The 22,373-nt window shown below is 52.3% G+C and carries 20 protein-coding genes; 11 read left to right on the top strand and 9 right to left on the bottom strand.

Going from position 1 to position 22,373, the window contains the following annotated elements; genetic code table 11:
- Positions 1-2 precede the first annotated feature (2 nt).
- Together ACT53C_RS03610 and yjjJ are read left to right on the top strand one after the other, a co-directional pair.
- Positions 3-641: an arylesterase gene (locus tag ACT53C_RS03610; RefSeq protein ID WP_476144831.1), complete on the top strand. Its 639-nt coding sequence runs from the start codon at positions 3-5 to the stop codon at positions 639-641.
- A 113-nt stretch (positions 642-754) separates the two neighbouring features.
- Positions 755-2,098, top strand: coding sequence for a type II toxin-antitoxin system HipA family toxin YjjJ (gene yjjJ / locus ACT53C_RS03605; protein ID WP_476144830.1), 1,344 nt, complete (start codon positions 755-757; stop codon positions 2,096-2,098).
- Between the two features lie 397 nt (positions 2,099-2,495).
- Here yjjJ and ACT53C_RS03600 read toward each other — a convergent pair whose 3' ends face one another.
- The 8 genes from ACT53C_RS03600 to ACT53C_RS03565 form a co-directional block, all read right to left on the bottom strand.
- Positions 2,496-3,689: a DUF6575 domain-containing protein gene (locus ACT53C_RS03600; RefSeq protein ID WP_476144829.1), complete on the bottom strand. Its 1,194-nt coding sequence runs from the start codon at positions 3,687-3,689 to the stop codon at positions 2,496-2,498.
- An 8-nt stretch (positions 3,690-3,697) separates the two neighbouring features.
- Positions 3,698-4,087 (bottom strand): hypothetical protein, encoded by a 390-nt coding sequence (locus ACT53C_RS03595; RefSeq protein ID WP_476144828.1) that lies wholly within the window; start codon positions 4,085-4,087, stop codon positions 3,698-3,700.
- 169 nt (positions 4,088-4,256) lie between these two features.
- Entirely contained in the window at positions 4,257-6,083 is a 1,827-nt protein-coding gene (gene recQ / locus ACT53C_RS03590; protein ID WP_476144827.1) for a DNA helicase RecQ, read from the bottom strand.
- Between the two features lie 156 nt (positions 6,084-6,239).
- Positions 6,240-6,455 (bottom strand): hypothetical protein, encoded by a 216-nt coding sequence (locus ACT53C_RS03585; RefSeq protein WP_476144826.1) that lies wholly within the window; start codon positions 6,453-6,455, stop codon positions 6,240-6,242.
- A gap of 25 nt (positions 6,456-6,480) precedes the next feature.
- Positions 6,481-7,104 carry an RdgB/HAM1 family non-canonical purine NTP pyrophosphatase gene (gene rdgB, locus ACT53C_RS03580; protein ID WP_476144825.1) on the bottom strand — a complete coding sequence of 208 codons (624 nt, stop codon included), beginning with the start codon at positions 7,102-7,104 and terminating at the stop codon, positions 6,481-6,483.
- 1 nt (position 7,105) lies between these two features.
- Positions 7,106-7,825: a ribonuclease PH gene (rph, locus tag ACT53C_RS03575; RefSeq protein WP_275357409.1), complete on the bottom strand. Its 720-nt coding sequence runs from the start codon at positions 7,823-7,825 to the stop codon at positions 7,106-7,108.
- 12 nt (positions 7,826-7,837) lie between these two features.
- Positions 7,838-8,755 carry a PP2C family protein-serine/threonine phosphatase gene (locus ACT53C_RS03570; protein ID WP_313984570.1) on the bottom strand — a complete coding sequence of 306 codons (918 nt, stop codon included), beginning with the start codon at positions 8,753-8,755 and terminating at the stop codon, positions 7,838-7,840.
- A gap of 10 nt (positions 8,756-8,765) precedes the next feature.
- On the bottom strand, positions 8,766-9,701 hold the full coding sequence (locus ACT53C_RS03565; RefSeq protein ID WP_275357412.1) for a serine/threonine protein kinase: 936 nt from the start codon (positions 9,699-9,701) through the stop codon (positions 8,766-8,768).
- A 145-nt stretch (positions 9,702-9,846) separates the two neighbouring features.
- On the opposite strand from ACT53C_RS03565, the gene ACT53C_RS03560 reads away from it, so the two are divergent.
- The 9 genes from ACT53C_RS03560 (at position 9,847) to recG (ending at position 20,232) form a co-directional block, all read left to right on the top strand.
- On the top strand, positions 9,847-10,740 hold the full coding sequence (locus ACT53C_RS03560) for a YicC/YloC family endoribonuclease (RefSeq protein WP_476144824.1): 894 nt from the start codon (positions 9,847-9,849) through the stop codon (positions 10,738-10,740).
- Between the two features lie 182 nt (positions 10,741-10,922).
- Entirely contained in the window at positions 10,923-12,416 is a 1,494-nt protein-coding gene (locus tag ACT53C_RS03555; protein WP_194749631.1) for a circularly permuted type 2 ATP-grasp protein, read from the top strand.
- On the top strand, positions 12,410-13,354 hold the full coding sequence (locus ACT53C_RS03550; protein ID WP_275357416.1) for an alpha-E domain-containing protein: 945 nt from the start codon (positions 12,410-12,412) through the stop codon (positions 13,352-13,354). Before ACT53C_RS03555 ends, ACT53C_RS03550 begins: the two co-directional genes overlap by 7 nt.
- Positions 13,355-13,435: 81 nt before the next feature.
- A complete protein-coding gene (locus ACT53C_RS03545) occupies positions 13,436-14,272 on the top strand; it encodes a transglutaminase family protein (RefSeq protein ID WP_476144823.1) in 837 nt (278 codons plus the stop codon).
- A 52-nt stretch (positions 14,273-14,324) separates the two neighbouring features.
- Positions 14,325-15,059, top strand: coding sequence for a proteasome-type protease (locus ACT53C_RS03540; RefSeq protein ID WP_476144822.1), 735 nt, complete (start codon positions 14,325-14,327; stop codon positions 15,057-15,059).
- Complete coding sequence (gmk, locus tag ACT53C_RS03535) at positions 15,059-15,670, top strand: guanylate kinase (RefSeq protein ID WP_194749699.1); 612 nt, start codon at positions 15,059-15,061, stop codon at positions 15,668-15,670. The genes ACT53C_RS03540 and gmk overlap by 1 nt, the downstream gene beginning before the upstream one ends.
- Positions 15,671-15,714: 44 nt before the next feature.
- Complete coding sequence (gene rpoZ / locus ACT53C_RS03530) at positions 15,715-15,930, top strand: DNA-directed RNA polymerase subunit omega (RefSeq protein ID WP_194749635.1); 216 nt, start codon at positions 15,715-15,717, stop codon at positions 15,928-15,930.
- A gap of 6 nt (positions 15,931-15,936) precedes the next feature.
- Positions 15,937-18,153: a RelA/SpoT family protein gene (locus tag ACT53C_RS03525; protein WP_194749636.1), complete on the top strand. Its 2,217-nt coding sequence runs from the start codon at positions 15,937-15,939 to the stop codon at positions 18,151-18,153.
- A gap of 15 nt (positions 18,154-18,168) precedes the next feature.
- On the top strand, positions 18,169-20,232 hold the full coding sequence (recG, locus tag ACT53C_RS03520) for an ATP-dependent DNA helicase RecG (protein WP_476144821.1): 2,064 nt from the start codon (positions 18,169-18,171) through the stop codon (positions 20,230-20,232).
- Here the strand turns inward: recG and ACT53C_RS03515 are convergent.
- Positions 20,229-22,205: a putative bifunctional diguanylate cyclase/phosphodiesterase gene (locus tag ACT53C_RS03515; protein WP_476144820.1), complete on the bottom strand. Its 1,977-nt coding sequence runs from the start codon at positions 22,203-22,205 to the stop codon at positions 20,229-20,231. The genes recG and ACT53C_RS03515 overlap by 4 nt on opposite strands.
- Positions 22,206-22,373: the final 168 nt, after the last annotated feature.

Raw genomic sequence — 22,373 nt, 5'->3', positions numbered from 1 at the left:
TAATGATGTTCCGATTTCTCAAGATATTAAGCGTTTGCACTACTCTATTTTTTGCCGATGCCGCCCTGGCTGAAACAACATCCAAACCTGTCATTCTGGTGTTTGGAGACAGTTTATCCGCCGCCTATGGCATCCCCAAAGAAAAAGGTTGGGTGAATTTATTAGCGCAAAGAATAAAAGACAAGCAATTACCCTACGAAGTTGCCAACGCCAGCGTCAGTGGTGAAACCACTGCGGGCGGCCTCAGCCGTTTGCCTGCCGCAATTCAGCAGTTTAAACCCAGTATTGTGTTAATAGAACTAGGCGCCAACGACGGGCTGCGCGGCTTACCAACAGATGCCATGAAGAATAACCTCGAAAAAATGATTGCCGCCTGCAAGCAGGTTAATGCACGCGTTGTTTTGTTGGGGATGTTGATTCCACCAAATTATGGCCCTAAATACACAAACGGCTTTAAGCAAGTTTATCTGGATTTATCGCAAACCTACAAAACCCCCTTTGTGCCATTTTTTCTGGATGGTGTGAGCGGTCACAGTGATTTGGTCATTGAAGACGGCCTGCACCCCAATGTGATTGCACAGCCTAAAATACTGGAGAATGTGTGGCCGAAACTCAAACCGTTACTCAGTAACACACACTAAACTGCCATTCGGCCCGCCATCGTCTCAGAGGCGATCACTAAAATGATTTGTATTTTAATTATGTAGCGCATATTATATCCATTCAATAATCTATTCATTTATCTATTCAATCCATGGCTAACCACGTCCAAGAACTGCGGTTACATCTAGCCGGTGGCCCACTAAAGGCTAGACAACTAGCTGATTTAATTGGGGTTAGTCAGCCAACTATTTCACGCGCTTTATCTCAAATACATCAAGAGCTGGTGCGTTTTGGTGCTGCTGCCTCTATTCAATATGCACTTCGCGATACGTCACGTGGCTTTGATGATATTCCAGTGTATCGCGTGGATAGCGAGGGTAAAATCAGTGCATTAGGTACGCTGATTCCCGTTCGACCACAAGGATTTGTCATGCTGCAAAGTGATGGTGTCGCAAGCCATTTTGATGGCTTACCCTGGTGGTTATATGACATGCGCCCGCAAGGTTTTCTTGGCCGCGCCTATGCCGCCCGCCATGCTGCAGCGCTGGGCTTGCCAGATAAACTGAGTGAATGGACTGACACACATAGCTTGCATGCCTTGCTCGCTCATGGGCAAGACTTAGCTGGCAATCTTCTATTGGGTGCAGTCGCACGTGCCAATTTTATAAGCCATACAACGCTGACGCCTATCGCCCAAGCCGAGCGCCCTCAGCACTTTTTACGTCTCGCCGAGGAAGCAGCCCGTGGCGACATGCCGGGCTCGTCTGCGGGTGGTGAACAACCCAAGTTCACTGCCTGTGTGCAAACACCGCAGGGCCCACAACACGTACTGGTCAAATTTAGTTTACCTGCACAAAACCCGGTCACTCAACGCTGGGCAGATTTGCTATTAGCAGAACACCTGGCGCTAAAAACATTACGCCAAGCAGGGGTGGCCGCTTCTGAGTCTGAGATCATTGACACTGACACACAACGCTTTTTGCAAGTACAACGCTTTGACCGCCTAGGCGAACACGGCCGCCGCGCCTTATTTTCTCTCGCTGCCCTCGATGCAGAATTTGCAGGTAAAGCAAACGCCAGCTGGCCAGTGATTACCCAACACCTGGCAACACAAAAAATCATCACCGCAGAGTCCGCACATGGTGCGCAATTACTATATGCATTTGGCAAACTGATAGGCAATACCGATATGCACAGCGGCAATTTATCGTTTATCAGTGACCACGGACGACCCTACGAACTCGCCCCCGCTTACGACATGCTGCCAATGGCCTTTGCCCCCACGAGTAGCGGACAACTCCCAGCCACATTGACCACCGCAGAAATCAGCGGCGAAATTGGCGCGCTAACCTGGAGACAGGCACTGAGTCTTGCTCAAGCCTACCTGCAACAGCTTGACCAACATCACGGCTTCAGTGTGGAGTTTGCGCCTTGTATGGAGACTTTAAGAAATGCGATTTTTGAAGCAAGTTTGAGAATCGGGAAATTAGCTTAACTATGATGGGCAGATGAGTAAACGCATGGTGAACAAACTAACAATAATGTGATTTTGCAAGACCTGCCCCCATTTGTTGGGCATGTTTATTCCACCGAATTATGGCCCCAAATACACCAATGGGTTTAAAGCGGTTTACCTGGATTTATCAGGCAAATACAAAACGCCGTTTATTCAGTTTTTTCTGGATGGGATTAGTGGGCAAAGTGATCTAGTGCTGGAAGATGGGCTGCACCCGAATGTAAATGCACAAAGAAAGATTTTGGAGAATGTTTGGCCGACTTTGAAGTCTCTCTTAATGAGAAATATAAATCCCAATTAGTGGATAACAAAGACTAAACTCAACTTACAGCATGTGTATGCTTCTAATACTTTGCTTGCTTTAAAAGTCAACCACTTAGTCTTGCATCGGCCCTAAACGAACTAATACCCATCGAATTAACTCATCGCCTGATGTCGATTGAGTTTCAATTAACATACGAAGATCAACCTCATAAAATTGACCAATTGCTGGATTAGGTATTTCTAATATGGCCTCTTCTAATACCTTCCCTGCATAAGTTCTGCCATCATCACTAGACATGATTTCATAACGACGAGTACGTGAGTTGAACCCAATTAACTTGCCAGTGATTGTAATCTCTTCTGCCATGGCAATTTCCATGCGATCAACAATGGTGTAAGCATTTTTTACTTGCGTTGATGTTAATTCAAACTTCCCACCTAAGTTAGGATTTACAGATCCCCACTCAAAGAAAAGACCTGAGTTAATATCTGCAAGTTCTTTTAATAATCTTCGATATTTCGATGTAACTCGACCGCGTAGGCTGTGCAATTTATTACTTAAAAGATCTTCGGAATCCTGAGCCAAAATGATATTAGAAAACTCTTCTAGCGCACGAGTGATAAGCGAATTGTTAAGTAAGTCACTGTAATCAGATGAACTAAATTGAACACCAAAAGACCCTTGGAATGTGTGAGTTACGTTTAATCGTGTTTGACTGAGAATCTCAACTGGTATAGCCCCACGAACAGTCGTCTTTTCAGCAGCAGCCTGCCCTAAAGCATCAACTAATTCTTGAGTAACCGTCAGAATTTCGCCTAGTTTTCGGGCTGGAACTTCATGAATATTTTTACGGCCTGCAAAAATACGATAATCAAAAGTCTCTCTATGTGTTGCATTGGCAATCTCATATACGGAAGGCATTTCAATGGATACATCCTGATCAAATCCCTTTAATTTATAGGATGGTTCCGGTAAGTCATCTTTTGATATTTGTTCAGGTAATACAAGCTCTACTTCAGAAGTACGATTGTCTGCATAGGTGATAACTTTGAAGAGATAACCTGATTCAGGATTTTGAAATGCATTCAATAATGAAAAATCTCCTCTCGCAAATGTTGATTTGCGAGCAGAGGAAATAGCCATGTATATCCAGTGAAACTCATCATCGTCGTCATATATCGACAACCCAATGTATGCTTGTCCTGTCGAATTATGGCAAAGGAAAAGTCGTGGAAAATCGTAATACTCAATCACCTGATCAAGTACTAAGGTACCCAGAATAGTGCCATTTGAGAGGTTCATCATGACATATCCTAAGGGCTCGGCACAGTTTTAAACATACCTACAACATCCGAAGGCATTAAAGATCGCCACCATGTACAATGATTTTCGCAAGAGTTAGAGGGGGTTACTTTAATTACACCTACTGATTGCTCAATGTTTGCAATCGCAATACTCTTTTTCCTTAAGGCTGGCACGGCTTTGCGCATTTCGCCACAATCCTCTGGAGTACGTAGAACAGATAAACCTCGAGCCTCACAAGCCTTATTTCCCCAATTTGCACCAGGCTGGCGTTCATAATGAGACTTAAAGTCTCTCTCTGAGGGATTTGCGCCATTTATGAAACGATAAACAACACCAATTAAATCAGTTGCTTCAGGTGGTGGGCAGGATTCTGGATAATGACTAGGCCAACTGTACACATTTACTCCGAATAATTATGTTTTTTAATAGTTATAAATATATTCTTCTCTTAGTAAATCAGCTTCTAGACGCGTTATTACATCCATTTAAGTAACTACTCAGAAGGCCATTCAATTTAACGTTGTTAAAGAATGATTGCCAGCTTTTTATAAAGAATAAGGCGCGTTTTCAAATCATTCCTTCAAGTACTTGCAAAAAAGCATCACCATATTTCTGCAATTTCGCCTGCCCTATCCCGCTGATCTGCCCCATTTCATCCAAAGTCTGCGGTTTGCGGTTGTGAATCTCTAACAACGTACTATCGTGAAAAATCACATAAGGTGGCACACCCTGCTCTCTTGCCAGTTCCAACCGCTTAGCTTTAAGTGCTTGCCAGAGTGGATCATCATTCGCTCCTTCAAAGGCTTCTTTGGCGCGGGCGCTGCGTTCGGCTTTGCTCATGCGTTTTTCGGGTTCGGCATCGCGGCGTAACCAGACTTCTTGCTCGCCTTTTAATACTGGCCTTGCAGCTTCAGTGAGTTTCAAGCCGCCATAGGCAGCCATGTCTGCTTCCAGTAACCCCGCCGCAATCAGCTGGCGATAAACACCGCTCCACTGGTTTTGATTGAGGGTTTTACCGATGCCAAAGGTGCTGACTTTCTCGTGACCAAAGCGCTCGACTTGTGGCGTGACTTTGCCTATCAGCACATCAATTAGATGGCCGACGCCGAATCTTTGACCGGTGCGGTAGACACAGGAAAGTGCCATTTGCGCGACCTGGGTGGCTTGCCAGGTTTCGACCGGGTGCAGGCAGTTATCGCATTGGCCGCAGGCGCCAGGATGGCTTTCGCCGAAGTAGCGCAGAATGCTTTGGTGACGGCAGGTGGTGGATTCGCAGTAGCCTAGCAAGGCATCCAGCTTCAGGCGTTCCAGCCGTTTTCGTTCTTCTGAGGCTTCGCCGCTATCGAGCATTTGTCGCATGGAGACAACATCACCCATGCCGTAGACCATCCAGGCATTGGCTTGCAAACCATCTCGCCCGGCGCGGCCGGTTTCCTGGTAGTAGCCTTCCATGCTTTTTGGCAAATCTAAATGTGCGACAAAGCGGACGTTGGGTTTATCGATGCCCATGCCGAATGCGATGGTTGCCACCATGATGATGCCTTCTTCACGCAAAAAACGTCGCTGATGCAGCTCACGCAATTGCGCAGGTAAACCGGCGTGGTAAGGCAACGCTGACCAGCCTTTTTCTACCAGCCAGGCGGCGGTTTCTTCGACTTTTCTGCGGGAGAGGCAGTAGATAATGCCAGCGTCGTTAGGGTGTTCGCGCTCTAAAAATGCCTGCAATTGCTGGCGGGCATTGTTTTTGATGCCGACGTGGTAGCGGATATTTGGCCTATCAAAACTGGAAACGAACTGGCGGGCGTTTTCCAGATTCAATTGGCTGATAATTTCAGCACGGGTCGGGGCATCGGCCGTGGCGGTGAGCGCGATACGGGGCACATCTGGGAAGCGGTTGTGCAGTACGGTGAGCTGGCGATATTCGGGCCGGAAATCATGCCCCCATTGCGAGACGCAATGCGCTTCGTCAATGGCAAACAGCGCGAGGCCGATGTGCTGCTGCACTTCATCGAGCAGGCTTAAAAAGCTGCCGACCATCAAGCGTTCTGGCGCGACGTATAAAAGTTTGATTTCGCCAGCGAGCACTTGCCGCGTAATGCGGCTGTTATCTTCGGCACTGAGGCTGGAATTTAAAAATGCGGCATTGACGCCCAGTTGTTGCAAGGCTTCGACCTGATCTTGCATCAGGGCAATTAAGGGCGAGACAACAATCGCCAGCCCATCACGCGCCAAGGCTGGAATTTGATAGCAAAGCGATTTGCCACCACCGGTGGGCATCAGCACCAGCGCATCCTGCCCGCTGATGACATGTTCTACGATGGCTTGTTGCTGGTGGCGAAACTGGTTGTAACCGAAGACGGTTTGGAGGATGTGTTGCGGTGAGAGGGTTGCCATTTGGCAAGCCTAAGGAAGCACTGAATAATTTACTGCGCGGGCAAATTGCTGCGTTGCGCGGTGCTCGCAACCGAGCCGTACACCGCGTACTGTCTCGGTTCCTGTGCTCCGTGCGCCTTGCACTTTATCCCGCTCGCTCAATTATTCAGCACTTCCCTAAATCTTGTTATAAGGATTAACTAAGGCATCAACAAGCTCGTGTAACGCTTTACGCATTTGATCTTCACTGACTTCCATCAGCAAGCCATCTTCCAGCGCGTCTTGGGCAATCTGTTTCAGTTCATCAAAATTTTCGGCCATGACTTTGACCTTTTCGGTGCAGGACACCACCGAACCGTCATCGCGTACCCATTTTGGCCATTCATTACTCATGGTCTTGTTTACTCATCTTGTTTGTTTAATGACTGAGTGTTTTCAGTTGTTGCAGCAGTTTGGCCATCGCTTGACCGCGGTGACTCAACTGACTTTTGATCTCAAGCGGTAATTCTGCCACGGTTTTGCCCGTCTGCGTATCCAGAAACAGTGGGTCGTAGCCAAAGCCTTCGGTACCGCGGAACTCACGCAGGATTTCACCGCGCCATAGGCCATCGGCAATGATCGGTTGCGGATCTTGCGGATGGCGCACCAGCACAACCACGCTGTAAAAATAGGCACGGCGGTCGGCGATGCGTTCCATGGCTGTGAGCAATTTATCGTTATTGCGCTCGTCTTGTGTGAGCAGGCTTTTCGCTGGCTGTGGCCCGGCAAAGCGTGCAGAAATCACGCCTGGTGCGCCTTGCAAGGCCTCGACACACAGGCCGGAATCATCGGCCAGCGCGGGCAAGCCAGTGTGTTGGCTGGCATGGCGCGCCTTGGCGAGGGCGTTTTCAATAAAGGTGCCATACGGCTCGGGGCACTCTGGCACATTAAACTCGGATTGTGGCAGCACCTCGATATTCAAGGGTGCCAGCAAATGGGTGATTTCACGGAGTTTGCCTTTGTTGCCAGAGGCAATCACCAGTTTTTCAAACGGCAAGGCCATATTAAGCGGCCAGTGCGGTTTGCTGAATCACGGCAATTTCGCTGATGCCCTTGGCGGCAAGGTCCAGCATCTGGTTCATGGTTTCGCGGGCAAAGGGCTCGCCTTCGGCGGTGCCCTGAATCTCGACAAAGCCACCGTTGCCGGTCATGACCACGTTCATGTCTGTATCGCAGTCAGAGTCTTCGATATAGTCCAAATCCAGCACGGGTGTGCCTTGGTAAACGCCGACGGAAATGGCGGCCACAGAGTCTTTGATCGGTGTTTCGGTCAAGAGGCCTTTTTGCAGCAAGGTAGACACCGCATCGACCATGGCGACATAGGCGCCGGTGATACTGGCGGTGCGGGTACCGCCATCGGCCTGAATCACGTCACAGTCAAAGTGAATGGTGCGTTCACCGAGTTTTTCGAGGTCGATGATGGCGCGCAGACTGCGGCCGATCAGGCGCTGAATCTCTTGCGTGCGGCCAGTTTGCTTGCCTCGCGCCGCCTCACGGTCCATGCGGGAACCGGTAGACCGTGGCAGCATGCCGTATTCTGCCGTCACCCAACCCTGGCCTTTACCTTTTAAAAAGCCTGGGACTTTTTCTTCTACGCTGGCAGTACAAATCACCTGGGTATCGCCAAATTTAACCAGTACTGAGCCTTCTGCATGCTTGGTGTAATGGCGAATGATTTCGATGGCACGCAACTGGTCGTTGGCGCGCTGGCTGGGTCTGGTCATGGTTACTTTCTCTTATTTAATCAATTGCCGGGTTCTGCCCAGCGCTTCTTGTATCTCGGCAATCGCCTTTTCGATTTCTTCGTCAGTCAGGTCTAACGCATACGGACTGGGCGTAACCGGGCTTTCATTCATCATGGTGGTGGTGACGTCTAGCGGTAAATCCAGCGTTGAAATCGTCAGCGGGGTGACAATGCGTTCGCCCCACTGCAGCGCAATGGCGCTCATGTTATCACCAACGGTAATACTGGCGGCATCGGCATCGTCGAGCAAACGCGTGACACCATCATGGATATCCGCCGCCAGCATGTGTTGCGCCATACTGATCTCGGACACCACGTTCCAGACGCCATCCGAGCACAGCAACACCACATCGCCCTCCCGCAACGGAATCGGCGCAGTCAGTTCGACCTGCGGTTCACGATCCCCGCCGACGCAATTATAAATTTTATTGCGGTGCGGGTGATGGTTGACCTCGTCAGCGCGGATTTTACCCTCGCGCAACAAGGATTGCACCACAGAATGATCTTCGGTTTGAAACTCGACCAGGCCGTTGCGGTAGAGGTAGGCGCGGGAATCGCCGACATGGGCGCAAAACAGTTTGTTGTGTTGAATCAAAGCCACGACGATGGTGGTCCGCGGGGACTCTTGCAGACGCTTTTGCAGGCGGACGTTTTCGATCACCTCATGCACCTGTGCAATCTGCTCGCGCAAAAATTGCGCGGGTTGCGCAATCATGGGCTTTGATTCGCGCTGAAATGCATCGATCATGGTTTTGACCGCGATTTCCGCCGCGACATCGCCATGCTGGTGCCCGCCCATGCCGTCTGCCAACACCATAAAAATGGCATGCCGATGGTAAGAGTAAGCCAGCCGGTCCTGATTATAGGGTCGCGGCCCCTGGCGACTGCCTTGTGCAATGGTGAATTTCATAGGATGAATTTCATAGTGGCTTGGTCAACACTTTAATAATTTTATCCACCAGCGAGCCACGCGGATCTTCAGCCACATGGATGCCGATCATTTTTTTCTGCAATGAAAACACACTTTGCGGTCTGAGCATGTAGTCCAGCTGCATGCACTCATCAATAATCGCCAGCAGTTTTTCAGAGTAGATCTGTTGCCCCAACTCCACAGCCGGCACCAGCGTATCGTGCTTGAGGCGCTGGTTGGCCGCGATCGGCGAGGCCCGGTGCAAACAGGCATACATACTGGCGCCTATACTGTAAATATCACTCCAGGGGCCTAGGTGTTTGCGGTCTATATATTGCTCAGGCGGGGCATAGCCCGGCGTGTAAGTGGGCGCCAGCGTCACCTCGGACAAAGCCTGGCGCGCCGAACCGAAGTCCAGCAGCACTGGCGAGCCATCCAGGCGGATATAGATATTGGCCGGTTTGATATCAAGGTGCAGCAATTTGCGTGAGTGCACCTCACGCAATCCATTGAGCAACTCAACGAACATGCGGATCAGAAAATTCTCGGGCACAGGCTGCGCTAACGCCATGATGTAGTCTTGCAGCGATTTGCCACGCTCATATTTCATGACCATATAGACGGTGCTGTTGGCGCGGAAGAAATTTTTCACGCGCACGATGTTTTTGTGCTCGATATTGGCCAGCGCCAGACCTTCTTCAAAAAAGCACTTCATGCCATGTTTGTAGGCGGCTTCATTTTTGCCATTGGAGCGGATGTGCGTATCGCCCTCGCGCTCGGCCAAGGTCACCGGCATGTATTCCTTGATAGCAACCGTGGTTTTCTGCGCATCTTGCGCCAGATAGACGAAGCTGAACCCGCCCAGACTCAGCACCTTGGTAATGGTGTAGTCATGCAGCACAGTGCCTACCGGCAAGGCAAAATCGTATTTATGAGCGAGCTTCACTAGCGCTTTAACGTCACAATCATGGCTTTTATTAAGGGCATGGCATCAGCAGAGGTTGTGATTTGTTCTGCGCGCCGCCTTGTTTTTACCATTTTCGCATAACGATACCGCATTTGATACAATCAGTGAGTTTGCCAGGAGCCAGATGATGACGATAAAAAATTCCCCCGCTAGCCAACCGATGTTGAGCATGACCGGCTTTGCGGCCACCGAAAGCCGCTTTACTGGCGGACTGCTGCTGATTGAGCTGCGAGCAGTCAACCACCGTTATCTCGAGCTCAATGTCAAAATCGATGACAACTTGCGCCAGTTTGAGGCGCAAGTACGTGAATTGCTGCAGTCCCGCCTGGGACGTGGCAAAGTTGAATGCCGCATCAATCTCAAAAGCGATGCCGCGGTGGCTAACCTGACGCTCAATCCTGAGATGGTCGGGCAGATCGCGCAAACCCTGGCCGCGTTACAGCAACATTTTCCGCAGGCGCAACCCGTCAATCTGGTTGAAGTGCTCAAGCTGCCCGGTGTTTGCCAAACGGAGAGCATCGATACCGAGGCCATGGCGCAGAGCCTGCTCAATGGCTTGTCGCAGGCCATTAATGAACTGATTGCCGCCCGCCAGCGCGAAGGTGAAAAACTCAAGCAAGTGCTGCTCGACCGTCTGCAAGGCGTCCGTGAGCAGATCAGCATCGTCAAACCGCTGTTACCTGCCCTGATCAGCCAATATCAGGATAAACTGACCACCAAACTGCGTGAAGCCATGCAGGCAGAGGATGACCGCGTACGTCAGGAAATCGTGCTCTATGCCCAACGGATTGATGTCGATGAAGAGCTGGCGCGGCTCAATGCCCACATTGTTGAAATGGACCGCATCCTCACGGCTGGCGGCACCATGGGCAAAAAGCTGGACTTTTTGATGCAGGAAATGAACCGGGAAGCCAACACACTAGGCTCCAAATCGGTGGCGATTGAAACGACACAAGTGTCCATGCAACTGAAAGTGTTGATCGAACAGATGCGTGAACAGATTCAGAATATTGAATAAGCCCTATTTAACACACGGTTTGCACCAAAACCGTGATTCGAGAGCGCACCATTTAGGTGCGCTTTCTTTCTGAAACCCGCTCATATAAAACATAAACTCATGATTTAAATGGGTTTTACAGGCTGGCACACGGCTTGCTCTTGTTTAAATGAATTTTACAAGTAAGGCAAAGGTCCAGCACGATGACGCAAACGGCCAAACAGTTTTTTGATGAAATGCAGGGCTATGGGGGCAATGTAAGGGCGATTTACCAGGCCTATAACCGCTGGTTGGCGAATGTGCCTACCCAGCAACTGGCGGCCAAACGCGCAGAAGCAGAAGTCCTGTTCCGCCGCGTCGGCATCACGTTTAACGTGTATGGTGAAGAAGATGGTGCCGAGCGCCTGATTCCATTTGATGTGATTCCACGCATGATTTCGGCCAGTGAATGGGCGCATTTGTCCAAAGGTGCCGTCCAGCGCGTACGCGCCCTCAATATGTTTCTGCATGATATTTATCATGATCAGGAAATCATCAAGGCCGGCATTGTCCCGCACAGCATCCTGACCAATTCCCAATACCGCCCGGAAATGGTGGGTGTGACTGTGCCTAACCAGGTGTATGCGCATGTGGCAGGGATAGACCTGGTCCGCACCAGCGAGTCGCAGTTTTACGTGCTTGAAGACAACCTACGTACCCCTTCCGGCGTGTCTTATATGCTCGAAGACCGCAAGATGATGATGCGGCTGTTCCCGGATTTGTTTAAAAAATACCCGATTGCCCCGGTGGAGCATTACCCCAGTGTACTGCTGAACAACCTGCGCTCGGTCGCCCAGACCGGCGTCACTGACCCGACCGTGGTATTGCTCTCACCTGGCGCTTACAACAGCGCTTACTTTGAACATGCCTTCCTCGCCCAGCAAATGGGCATAGAACTGGTGGAAGGCCAGGATTTGTTTGTCCGTAATAACGCCGTCTATATGCGCACCACGCAAGGCCCGCAAAGGGTGGACGTGATCTACCGCCGCATTGACGACGACTTCCTCGACCCTCTGGTGTTCAAGCCCGATTCCCTGTTGGGCGTGCCAGGTCTGCTCTCCGTTTACCGCAATGGTGGCGTCACATTGGCCAACGCTGTAGGCACCGGCGTGGCCGATGACAAGGCGACGTATATTTACGTGCCGGAGATGATCAAGTTCTACTTGGGTGAATCCCCCATCTTGCAGAACGTGCCTACGTATCAACTCAGCAAGGAAGATGATCTGGCCTATGTGCTGGATCATCTGCCCGAGCTGGTCGTCAAGGAAGTGCAGGGCTCTGGCGGCTACGGCATGCTGGTAGGCCCCACAGCCAGCAAACAGGAAATTGAAGAATTCCGTTTACGCATCGTCTCCAAACCCGCTAACTACATCGCGCAGCCGACGCTGGCACTGTCAACCTGCCCAACGCTGGTCGACCAGGGCATTGCGCCGCGTCATGTGGATTTACGGCCATTTGTGCTGTCTGGCAAAACGGTCAGTGTGGTGCCTGGTGGCCTGTCGCGCGTAGCGCTCAAAGAAGGGTCACTGGTGGTGAACTCCTCGCAAGGGGGCGGCACCAAGGATACCTGGGTGCTGGAGCGGGACGATGTCAGTGCAGAAACCGTGCAGTCGCAAATGGCTGCCCAACAAGCAACGCAAGAGGCCGTCATATGTTAAGCCGTACCGCAGATCATTTATATTGGATGGCACGTTATATCGAGCGTGCTGAAAACGTGGCCCGTGTGCTGGACGTGACTTATAACATGTCCCTGTTGCCTTCAGACAGCAGCAACGAAGCGGAACTTTGGGATGCCGTGCTTGAAATTGCCGGGATCCGCGACATTTATGACAGCAATTACAAAGAACTGTCGGCCGCCAACGTCATCAAACATCTGGTCATGGATAGCCAGAACCCGTCCAGCATTTACAGCTCATTGCGTAGTGCGCGTGAAAACGCCCGTGCCGTGCGTGTGGCCATGACCACCGAGACCTGGGAAAACATGAACACACTGTGGATTGAGTTTGGGCAATATATCAAACAGGACCTGACCCAATCCGGCTTGAGCGAATTTTGCGAATGGGTAAAAAGCCGTTCGCACCTGTTCCGTGGCGTCTGTTTTGGCACCATGTTGCGTGACGAGGCCTTTAGCTTTGTGCGCCTGGGCACCTTTATGGAACGCGCAGACAATACTGCCCGCCTGCTGGATGTGAAGTATGAGTACCTGATGCCCATGCAAGAAGCCAATGACGGCGCGGTGGATTACTACGAATGGAGTGCGGTGTTGCGCTCGGTCTCGGCGTTTCAGGCTTACCAAAAAGTCTACCGCGATGCCATTGAACCGACCAAGGTGTCTGAATTATTGATTCTGCGTGAAGACATGCCGCGGTCTCTGCATGCCTGTTACGCCGAGATCATGCCGATTTTGCGCCAGGTCGCTGGCAGCCGCCACACCGAAGCTGAACGACTGGCTGGCCAGATGCATGCCAGACTGCATTACGGCCGCATGCTGGATATTTTAAAAGATGGCGTACACCATTTTCTGGATGAATTTATTCTGGCCAACCGCAAACTGGGCGAAGAAATACAACGTAATTTTTTAAGCGCCACGGCCTGACGCCTGACACACGATTGCCATGAACCCCTCATGCGCAGATTGCTCTAAGACAGCACTGCGCTTTTTTATTTGGGAAGCGACATGCGGTTAACCATCGAACATCAAACCCAATATGTGTACAGCGAAATGGTGCCATACACCATACAGCAACTGCGCCTGACACCCCGCACCGACCCGCGCCAGCAAGTCAGACATTGGGAGATCAAGGCAGCCGGGCAGCTGACCCCGTTTGCAGATGCGTTTGGCAACCTGGCGCACACGCTGGTCGTCGACCAGCCGCACCAGGCTTTATTGATCACGGTGAGCGGTGAGGTCGACACAGGTGCCGCGACCAGCGCAGCCACGGCAAGCTTGCCAGTGACTGTTTTTTTGCGAGACACGCCACTCACCCAGCCCGATGATGCCATCATGGCCTTTGCCAAAGACTTTGCCCATGCGCCCGCGCAAGCGCTGATGCAGGCCTTGCGCGACCGCATGCAATACAGCAAGGGCGCCACCGAGGTGAACACCCCCGCCGCACTCGCCTTTGAGCTGGGCAAGGGCGTCTGCCAGGACCATGCGCATGCTTTTATCGCCTGCTGCCGCAGCCTGGGCTGGCCCGCCCGTTATGTGAGTGGTTACCTGTTTACCGAGGATGGCAGCCTGATGCAAACCCATGCCTGGGTAGAAGTCTGGCAACAAGAGACATGGCTGGGGCTGGATGTCTCCAATGGTATTCCGGTGGATGAAACCCATGTCAAACTAGCGGTCGGTCTCGACTACCGCAGTGCCAGTCCGGTGACTGGCTCACGTATGGGTGGCGGCCAGGAAGGCATGGCCAGCATGGTGAGCGTCAACCGCCAGACAGCGCTGAGCGAAGCGCAACGGCAGGCACACTTACAGCAATTACGTGAGCAGGCACAAGCCGCCCAGCAATAGCAAGTACTCGCATGCTATGATATTTGTTAACTTGATAAATGACTGACTCGAGATGACTTACTGTGTAGGAATCCTGCTTGAAAAAGGTCTGGTATTGGCCTCAGACACGCGCACCAATGCCGGGGTGGACCAGGTGGCGATTGCACCCAAGATGCACGTGTTTGAGGTGCCGGGTGAACGCATGATTGTGCTGCTGACCGCAGGCAATCTGGCGATCACGCAATCCGTGGTCAACCTGTGCCGCGAACAACTCAAGTCGGCAGAAGGCCATGCCAATCTGCACAATGTGCACTCGATGTTTGAAGCCGCCAGCGTAGTGGGCGCGGCCATGCGCAGCGTGCATCAGCGTGACGGCAAAGCACTCAAGGAGCACGGCATAGACTTTAGTGCCAGCGTGCTGGTCGCAGGGCAAATCAAGGGCGAAAAGCCACGGCTGTTTAATGTGTATGCCGCCGGTAATTTTATCGAAGCGACCCCGGATACGCCTTACCTGCAAATCGGCGAAACCAAATACGGCAAGCCGATCATTGATCGCGTGATCAAACATCAAACCAATGTCACAGATGCGGTAAAATGCGTGCTGATTTCTTTTGACTCCACCATCCGCAGCAATATTTCTGTGGCCTTACCGATTGATTTGATGATATACCGAACTGATACTTTAAGCGCCGGCAAACGGCAACGCCTGACAGAAGATGACCCTTGTTATGCCAGCATCCGTAAAGGCTGGAGCGAGGGCCTGAAAGCCGTGTTCTCTTCCTTGCCTGACCCTGAGTGGTGTGCATGATGAGTCACGGCCATTTATTTATTATCTCTGCCGCCTCTGGCGCCGGTAAAACCAGCCTGGTGCGCGCCATGCTGGCGCAAGACCCGATCCTGAAACTGTCTGTTTCGCACACCACGCGTGCACCGCGTCCGGGTGAAGAAGACGGCATCCACTATCATTTTGTTTCAGAGCCCGCGTTTCTGGAGATTCTAGACGCCGGCGGTTTTCTGGAAAGCGCGCATGTGCACAGCGCCCGCTATGGCACCGCGCAAAGCGAAGTCGAAGGCGCCCTGGCTGCCGGCCGCGATGTGATCCTCGAAATCGACTGGCAAGGCGCACAGCAGATCAGAACCTTATTCCCTGACGCGACCTCTATTTTTATTCTGCCGCCTTCCATCGAAGCGCTGGCGCACCGCCTCAACAGCCGCGGCCAGGACAGTGAAGCCGTGATTGCACAACGGCTGTCCGCCGCGCGTGAGGAGATGCGTCACGTGCATGAGTTTGATTATGTTACAATTAATGATAATTTTGACGTGGCCTTGCAGGATCTGATGGCGATTGTTCGCGCCCAGCGCTTGCAGTTAAACCGCCAGGTAGCCTGCCACGCGTCATTGATTCAATCCCTTACCTAAGCCGGCGCACGCCGCACTTCAGGTTCACACAGATAGAGGTTTTTATGGCACGTATTACTGTCGATGATTGCTTGGACAACATCCCTAACCGTTTTCAACTGACGCTGGTCGCGGCTTATCGCGCCAGACAATTGGCCAATGGTTCCGATCCACTCGTCAGTGGTTATTCACAAAAAGACAAACCGACCGTGATTGCCTTGCGTGAAATTGCTGCCGGTAAAATCGGTGTAGAGATCTTAGAGAAAAAGGGCCACGCTTAAGCAGCCATGCCCCACACCCAAGGCGACCATGCCCATCGCAAGTCCAAACCGCCGCTGAGCGAAGCGGACTTGCTCCCCGCTGACCGTGAGGATTCCCCCCTTACCCAGCTGATCCGCAAATATCTCAACGAAGAAGAAGTGCAACTGGTCTGGCAAGCGTATCGCTATGCCGACCAGGCGCATGCGGGACAAACCCGCAAAACCGGTGAACCGTATATCTCGCACCCGGTGGCGGTGACCTGTATTCTGGCTAAACTGCACCTGGATCTGCCTACCCTGCTGGCCGCATTGCTGCATGATGTGGTCGAGGATACCGAAGTCGACAGTGCCGCCATTGCCGAGCGCTTTGGCAAACAGGTGGCTGATCTGGTAGACGGCCTGACCAAGCTGGATAAGGTCGAGTTGCAAACTGCCATGCAGGCACAAGCGGAAAACTTCCGCAAAATGCTGTTGGCCATGAGCCAGGATGTCCGCGTGATCCTGGTCAAGCTGGCCGACCGGCTGCATAACATGCAAACACTGGACGCCATGCGGCCAGAAAAGCAAAAGCGCATCGCCCGTGAAACGCTGGATATTTATGCGCCCATTGCCAACCGGCTGGGCCTGAACCCGATTTACCATGAGCTGGAAGACCTGAGCCTCAAGTATTTATACCCCAACCGCTACCACGTGATCGACAAAGCCATCCGGCTGGCACGCGGTAACCGTAAAGAAGTGATCAGCAAGATCCTGGAGGCCATCCAGAACCAGCTATTGCAATACGGCATTGAGTACGATGTACAGGGCCGCGAAAAGCATCTGTTCAGTATTTACAAAAAGATGAGCGAAAAGTCGATGAAATTGTCGCAAATCAACGACATTTACGGTTTTCGCGTCATCGTCAAAGACAACGCCGCCTGCTATCTGGCGTTAGGGGCGCTGCATGCGCTTTACAAACCTATTCCCGGCCGCTTCAAGGACTATATTGCCATCCCCAAGGCCAACGGTTATCAATCGTTGCACACCACCCTGTTTGGCCCGTTTGGCACGCCGATTGAGGTACAAATCCGCAGCCAGGAGATGCACAACATTGCCGATGCCGGGGTGGCCGCGCACTGGCTGTATAAAACCACCGATGCCCACCTGACCAAGCTGCAACAACAAACCCACCAGTGGCTGCAACGCTTGGTGGAAATCCAGACCGAAAGCGACGATAGCCACGAATTTCTGGAGAACTTCAAGGTCGACCTGTTCCCGGACGAGGTCTATGTGTTTACGCCCAAAGGCAACATCATGGCCTTGCCACGTGGCTCGACGGCGGTGGATTTTGCCTATGCCGTCCACTCTGATGTGGGCAATAGCTGTGTCGCGGTCAAGATCAATAATGAGCTGGCACCGCTACGCAGTGAAATGCGCAATGGCGACCATGTGGAAATCATTACTGCCCCGCTGGCCAAACCCAATCCGGCCTGGCTCAATTATGTGGTGACCGGCAAGGCACGCTCGCATATCCGCCATTACCTGAAAACGGTCAAGGTGGAAGAGTCGGCACAACTGGGCGAGCGTATGCTTAATGTGGCGTTACGCGCCATGCATATCGAGCCTGGCGACATTAGCGACAAACAATGGCAAAAAGTCATGAATGACTATGGCAGCAAAACGCGCCAGGCCATTCTGACCGATATCGGCCTCGGCAAACGTAACAGCCTGATGGTAGCGCACCAGTTGCTGGCACATCCAGCCGAAACCGAAGATAAAACCGGCAAGGTACTCGATACGATTACCATCCGCGGCTCCGAGGGGATGGCCGTTCAGTTTGCGCCCTGCTGCCGCCCGATTCCTGGCGACCCGATTCTGGGCTTTATCAATAAAGATAAAGGCCTGGTCATTCACACGCATGATTGCCCCGCCATCCGCAAATTCCGGCTGGATCCGGAAAAATGGCTGGATGTGGAATGGGATGCGGATCCGAAAAAACTGTTCAGCGTCAACTTGCGTATCACGGTGGTGGATGAGCGCGGCATGCTGGCCAAGATTGCGGCCACCATTTCCAATGCAGAAGCCAACATTGACAATGTGAGTGTGGAGACCAGCGACGGCAGCCAGTACTCCAACGTCAACTTTACCTTGCAGGTCCACAACCGCGTGCATCTGGCTACCTTGATCCGCAACCTGCGCAAGATCCAGCAGATCGTGCGTATCAACCGCGTCAAAGGCAACCAGGTGGAGCAGCGCATCCAGTAAGCCTGACTTGACCGCATGCGTCCCTTGAGCGAAATCAAAGGTCTGTCGCCTGCCCTGCGCAGCCAGTTGGGTAAACTGGGGATTACCTCGGCCGAAGCCTTACTGCTGCACTTGCCCTTGCGTTATCTGGATGAAACGCGCATTACCGCTATCCGCGATTTGCGTCTGGGTGAACAAACGCAGGTTGAAGGTGTGGTGGTACATCAGGAGGTCAGCTACAAACCGCGCAAAGCCCTCAATGTCAGCCTGCAAGATGACACCGGCATCCTGCATTTGCGCTTTTTACATTTTTATCCCAGCCAGATCGCCCTCATGCAACCAGGCCAGCGCTTGCGCGTGTTTGGTGAAGTGCGTGGCGGCTTTTTTGGCTATGAAATGGTGCACCCCACCCAACGCAAAGTCAGTGAAGAAACGCCCGTCAATCAGGCACTGACGCCCGTCTACCCCACCACCGCAGGTTTGAGCCAGAATAGTCTGCGCAAAGCGGTCAATCTGGTATTGCAGCCTGCATTGTTAACCGAAACTCTGCCCGCCTGGGTATATGCCTCCCTGGCCCTGCCAGACTTTGCCAGCAGCGTGCACTTGCTGCACCAACCCTCGCCAGACAGCCCGCTTTCCAGCCTGGAAGACCGCAGCCATCCGGCCTGGCAACGCCTGGCTTATGACGAGTTGCTGGCCCAACAGTTATCCATGCGCCAGCATTATGCCCGGCGCAAACGCGCCACAGCCCCCGCGATTGCAGACACCCATGCGCTGGCTGACCGCCTGCTCGCCATGCTGCCGTTTGAGCTCACCGCAGCGCAGCAAAAAGTAGTGAAAGAAATCCGCCAGGACCTGGGCCAACCCTACCCCATGCAGCGCTTGCTGCAAGGCGATGTTGGCAGTGGCAAAACCATCGTCGCTTGCCTGGCCGCGCTGCAACTGATCGAACAGGGCTGGCAAGTGGCGATGATGGCGCCCACGGAAATCCTGGCCGAACAACATTACAAGAAACTCAGTAGCTGGTTACAGCCCTTGGGCATCACGCTGGCCTGGCTGACAGGTAGCCAGCCGAAAAGGGAGCGTGAGCATTCACTGTCAATGATTGCCAATGGTGAAGCCATGTTAGCCGTAGGTACACATGCGCTGTTTCAGAACGAAGTGCAGTTCAAGCAACTGGGGTTGGCAATTGTGGATGAGCAGCACCGCTTTGGTGTCGGCCAGCGGTTGGCCCTTAGAAAAAAAGGTGCGACCAGCGGACAAGCCTCTGCGCTGGAACCGCACCAGCTCATGATGTCGGCCACGCCGATTCCGCGCACCTTGTCCATGAGCTACTACGCCGACCTCGATGTGTCGGTGATAGACGAACTACCGCCGGGCCGGACCCCTATCGTCACCAAACTGGTGGCGGATGACAGACGTGAAGAGATTTTGCAGCGCGTCTATGAGGCCTGCACGCAAGGACATCAAGCTTACTGGGTGTGTCCGCTAATTGAAGAGTCTGAGGCCTTGCAATTGCAAACCGCCAATGACACGTTTGCCTATATGCAGCAGGTGTTCCCTACCCTCAAGGTCGGGCTGGTGCATGGCCGGATGAAACCGGTAGAGAAGCAGGCCGTCATGCAGGCGTTTGCGGGCAATGAGATTCAGTTGCTGGTGGCCACCACCGTGATTGAGGTCGGCGTGGATGTACCGAATGCGAGTTTAATGGTGATTGAACACGCCGAACGCATGGGCCTGAGCCAGTTGCACCAGTTACGTGGACGCGTAGGACGCGGCGCTGCAAAAAGTACCTGCATCCTGCTATATAGCAAACAGCAATGCTCACAAATTGGCCGCCAACGGCTGAAAGTGATTTATGAGAGCAATGATGGCTTTGCCATTGCGCAAGCCGACTTGCATATTCGAGGCCCGGGCGAACTGCTAGGTACGCGTCAGAGCGGCGTGCCCATGCTTAAAATTGCCGACCTGGAACGGGACGAGCACCTGCTGGACGCGGCGAAGCCCGTGGCCGAAAAACTGCTACAGACAGACCCTGTTGCGGTGAGCGCACATTTGCAACGCTGGTTAAGTCAGGCGGAAGAGTGGATCAAGGTTTAATAGAGGCGAGTCTGCAATCTGGCCAAAGCCTCAGGCTGCGTCAGAATCGCCTGCAAGCAGGCTTCAAACTCGGCCAGTGGCACCGGTTTGCTAAACAAATAGCCCTGAAAACGCTGGCAGCCCATATGCTGCAGCAGGGTCATCTGCTGCTGTAACTCCACGCCTTCGGCAATCACAGAGTGACTCAGATTTTTGCCCATATTGATGATGGTTTGCACAATGAATGAATCGTAGTTGTTATGTGCAATATCTTTAATAAAACTGCGGTCGATCTTGAGTTCATCCAGCGGCAAACGTCTTAATACCGACAATGAAGACTGGCCTATGCCAAAATCATCCAGCGAGAAGGTGATGCCCAGCGCTTTGAGCGCCTTGATCTTGCCAATCACCTCATCAATGTTTTTTACGATCAGACTCTCGGTCAACTCCAGGCACAGGTGGCGCGCATCACAGCCACTGGCCAGCACAATCTCTGTCACCTGCCGCACAAAGTCGGGCTGACTAAACTGCTTGGCACTGACATTGACGGATAGTTTAAGTCCAGCCGTGTGTGCAGAATCTGCCCAATGCTTGAGTTGCTGGCAGGCCTGAGCCAGCACCCAATGCCCGATGGGCACAATGTCGCCCGTCTCCTCTGCAATCGGGATAAACTGGTCGGGCGGAATCATGCCCAGTGTCGGGTGTTGCCAGCGTAACAAGACTTCGGCACCAATGGGTTGCTGAGCCGCATTCACCTGCACCTGGTAATACAACAACAGTTGATTGGCCTGCAAGGCAAATGCCAGCTCATTCTCAAGCGACGCACGTTGCTCGATGGCGGGATGGAGCGTCTCGTCATACATCTGGATACTGTTGAGCTTGTCCGATTTTTTGGCCTGATACATGGCAATATCTGAGCGACGCAACACCTCGGCTTCGTCGAAGTGATCCCCCATAAACAGGCAAATACCGATACTGGGCGAGGTACGGTACAAACTGTCTTGCAGCTCAAACGGTGCAGAAAATACCGCCATCATATTCTCGGCCGCCCGATGCGCGGCAACCACCGCCTCTGCCTTATCCTTAGAGAGATCATCCAGCACGGCAATAAATTCGTCGCCGCCCATGCGTGCAATCGTATCGCGTTTGCGCAAGCTCAAGGATAAGCGCGCCGCCACCTGCTGTAGCAATTCATCGCCAGCCTGATGGCCTTTGCTGTCGTTCAAGCCCTTGAAATTATTCAGGTCCAGGCAGATGACCGCGCCATAACTTTTGTGCCGTGCACAGCGTGCAAATGACTGGTTGAGCCTATCCGTTAACAGACGGCGGTTAGGCAGCCCGGTTAAAAAATCATAATAGGCCAATTGGTGGACTTTTTTATTGTCCAGGTTAGAGGCAATGCGCAGCATGATATTGTCACGCAAACTGCTGGCGAGGCTGCGGCCGGCCACCGTCACATAAATCACATAGACTATAAATAGCACCGCCAGCGCCAGCGACAACTGTGTGCCATGTAGCACAAAGCGTGGAATCATGAACAACAAAATCCCACCCGTGAACAGATTACTCGTCGTGGTATCCACCGAATAAATGACGATGCCTGCCCCGCAGACACCCACCAGCGCAAAGATTAAAAAGGCCTGATGTTCGGTATCGCTCTCAGGAAACAGCAGAATCCCCGCAAGACCCCAGGCGATGCCGCAAAACAGAGAGGTGGCGCGAAACCACTGCAACCATTGCCGGGTGTGTGCCTCACGCACCGGGTCTTTGGCGTATTGGTAGGTTAAAAAGGCACGTGCGCCATAGGCCAGCAGAAAAAGTACGCTCCAAATCAGCAGAATCGGTGAGGCGATCAAATGCCGTTGCACGAGCAGCAACGCAGCCATGACAATAAACGCAGCCAGTAATGACCTGCGGTTATTGCCATACAGCATATCCACAATTTCAATGTGTAGCGCTGATGATTCTGTCGTGGTGTTTTTCAACACACGCATCCCCCTGCCTATAATTGTTAACGTCTTAACAACGGTTAAAAGCGGCTGATACTTTAATTGGTTATCTTTGCATCATGCGCCAAAAAACGCAAAATGACAGCAGCCAAGCCACGATTTTTAGCTGAAGAATGGCAAAAAAATACTAAGAAATGTCAGCAATGCAAGCGG

This window comes from Methylophilus sp. DMC14, from assembly GCF_056314085.1.
Note: the sequence above shows the minus strand (reverse complement) of the source record. Positions and strands in the feature narration are given on the sequence as shown.

Coding starts and splice junctions, on each gene's coding strand:
- ACT53C_RS03610 (WP_476144831.1), top strand. CDS start 3: ATGATGTTCCGATTTCTCAAGATATTAAGCGTTTGCACTACTCTATTT.
- yjjJ (WP_476144830.1), top strand. CDS start 755: ATGGCTAACCACGTCCAAGAACTGCGGTTACATCTAGCCGGTGGCCCA.
- ACT53C_RS03600 (WP_476144829.1), bottom strand. CDS start 3,689: ATGATGAACCTCTCAAATGGCACTATTCTGGGTACCTTAGTACTTGAT.
- recQ (WP_476144827.1), bottom strand. CDS start 6,083: ATGGCAACCCTCTCACCGCAACACATCCTCCAAACCGTCTTCGGTTAC.
- ACT53C_RS03585 (WP_476144826.1), bottom strand. CDS start 6,455: ATGAGTAATGAATGGCCAAAATGGGTACGCGATGACGGTTCGGTGGTG.
- rdgB (WP_476144825.1), bottom strand. CDS start 7,104: ATGGCCTTGCCGTTTGAAAAACTGGTGATTGCCTCTGGCAACAAAGGC.
- rph (WP_275357409.1), bottom strand. CDS start 7,825: ATGACCAGACCCAGCCAGCGCGCCAACGACCAGTTGCGTGCCATCGAA.
- ACT53C_RS03570 (WP_313984570.1), bottom strand. CDS start 8,755: ATGAAATTCACCATTGCACAAGGCAGTCGCCAGGGGCCGCGACCCTAT.
- ACT53C_RS03560 (WP_476144824.1), top strand. CDS start 9,847: ATGATGACGATAAAAAATTCCCCCGCTAGCCAACCGATGTTGAGCATG.
- ACT53C_RS03555 (WP_194749631.1), top strand. CDS start 10,923: ATGACGCAAACGGCCAAACAGTTTTTTGATGAAATGCAGGGCTATGGG.
- ACT53C_RS03550 (WP_275357416.1), top strand. CDS start 12,410: ATGTTAAGCCGTACCGCAGATCATTTATATTGGATGGCACGTTATATC.
- ACT53C_RS03545 (WP_476144823.1), top strand. CDS start 13,436: ATGCGGTTAACCATCGAACATCAAACCCAATATGTGTACAGCGAAATG.
- ACT53C_RS03540 (WP_476144822.1), top strand. CDS start 14,325: ATGACTTACTGTGTAGGAATCCTGCTTGAAAAAGGTCTGGTATTGGCC.
- gmk (WP_194749699.1), top strand. CDS start 15,059: ATGAGTCACGGCCATTTATTTATTATCTCTGCCGCCTCTGGCGCCGGT.
- rpoZ (WP_194749635.1), top strand. CDS start 15,715: ATGGCACGTATTACTGTCGATGATTGCTTGGACAACATCCCTAACCGT.
- ACT53C_RS03525 (WP_194749636.1), top strand. CDS start 15,937: ATGCCCCACACCCAAGGCGACCATGCCCATCGCAAGTCCAAACCGCCG.
- recG (WP_476144821.1), top strand. CDS start 18,169: ATGCGTCCCTTGAGCGAAATCAAAGGTCTGTCGCCTGCCCTGCGCAGC.
- ACT53C_RS03515 (WP_476144820.1), bottom strand. CDS start 22,205: ATGCGTGTGTTGAAAAACACCACGACAGAATCATCAGCGCTACACATT.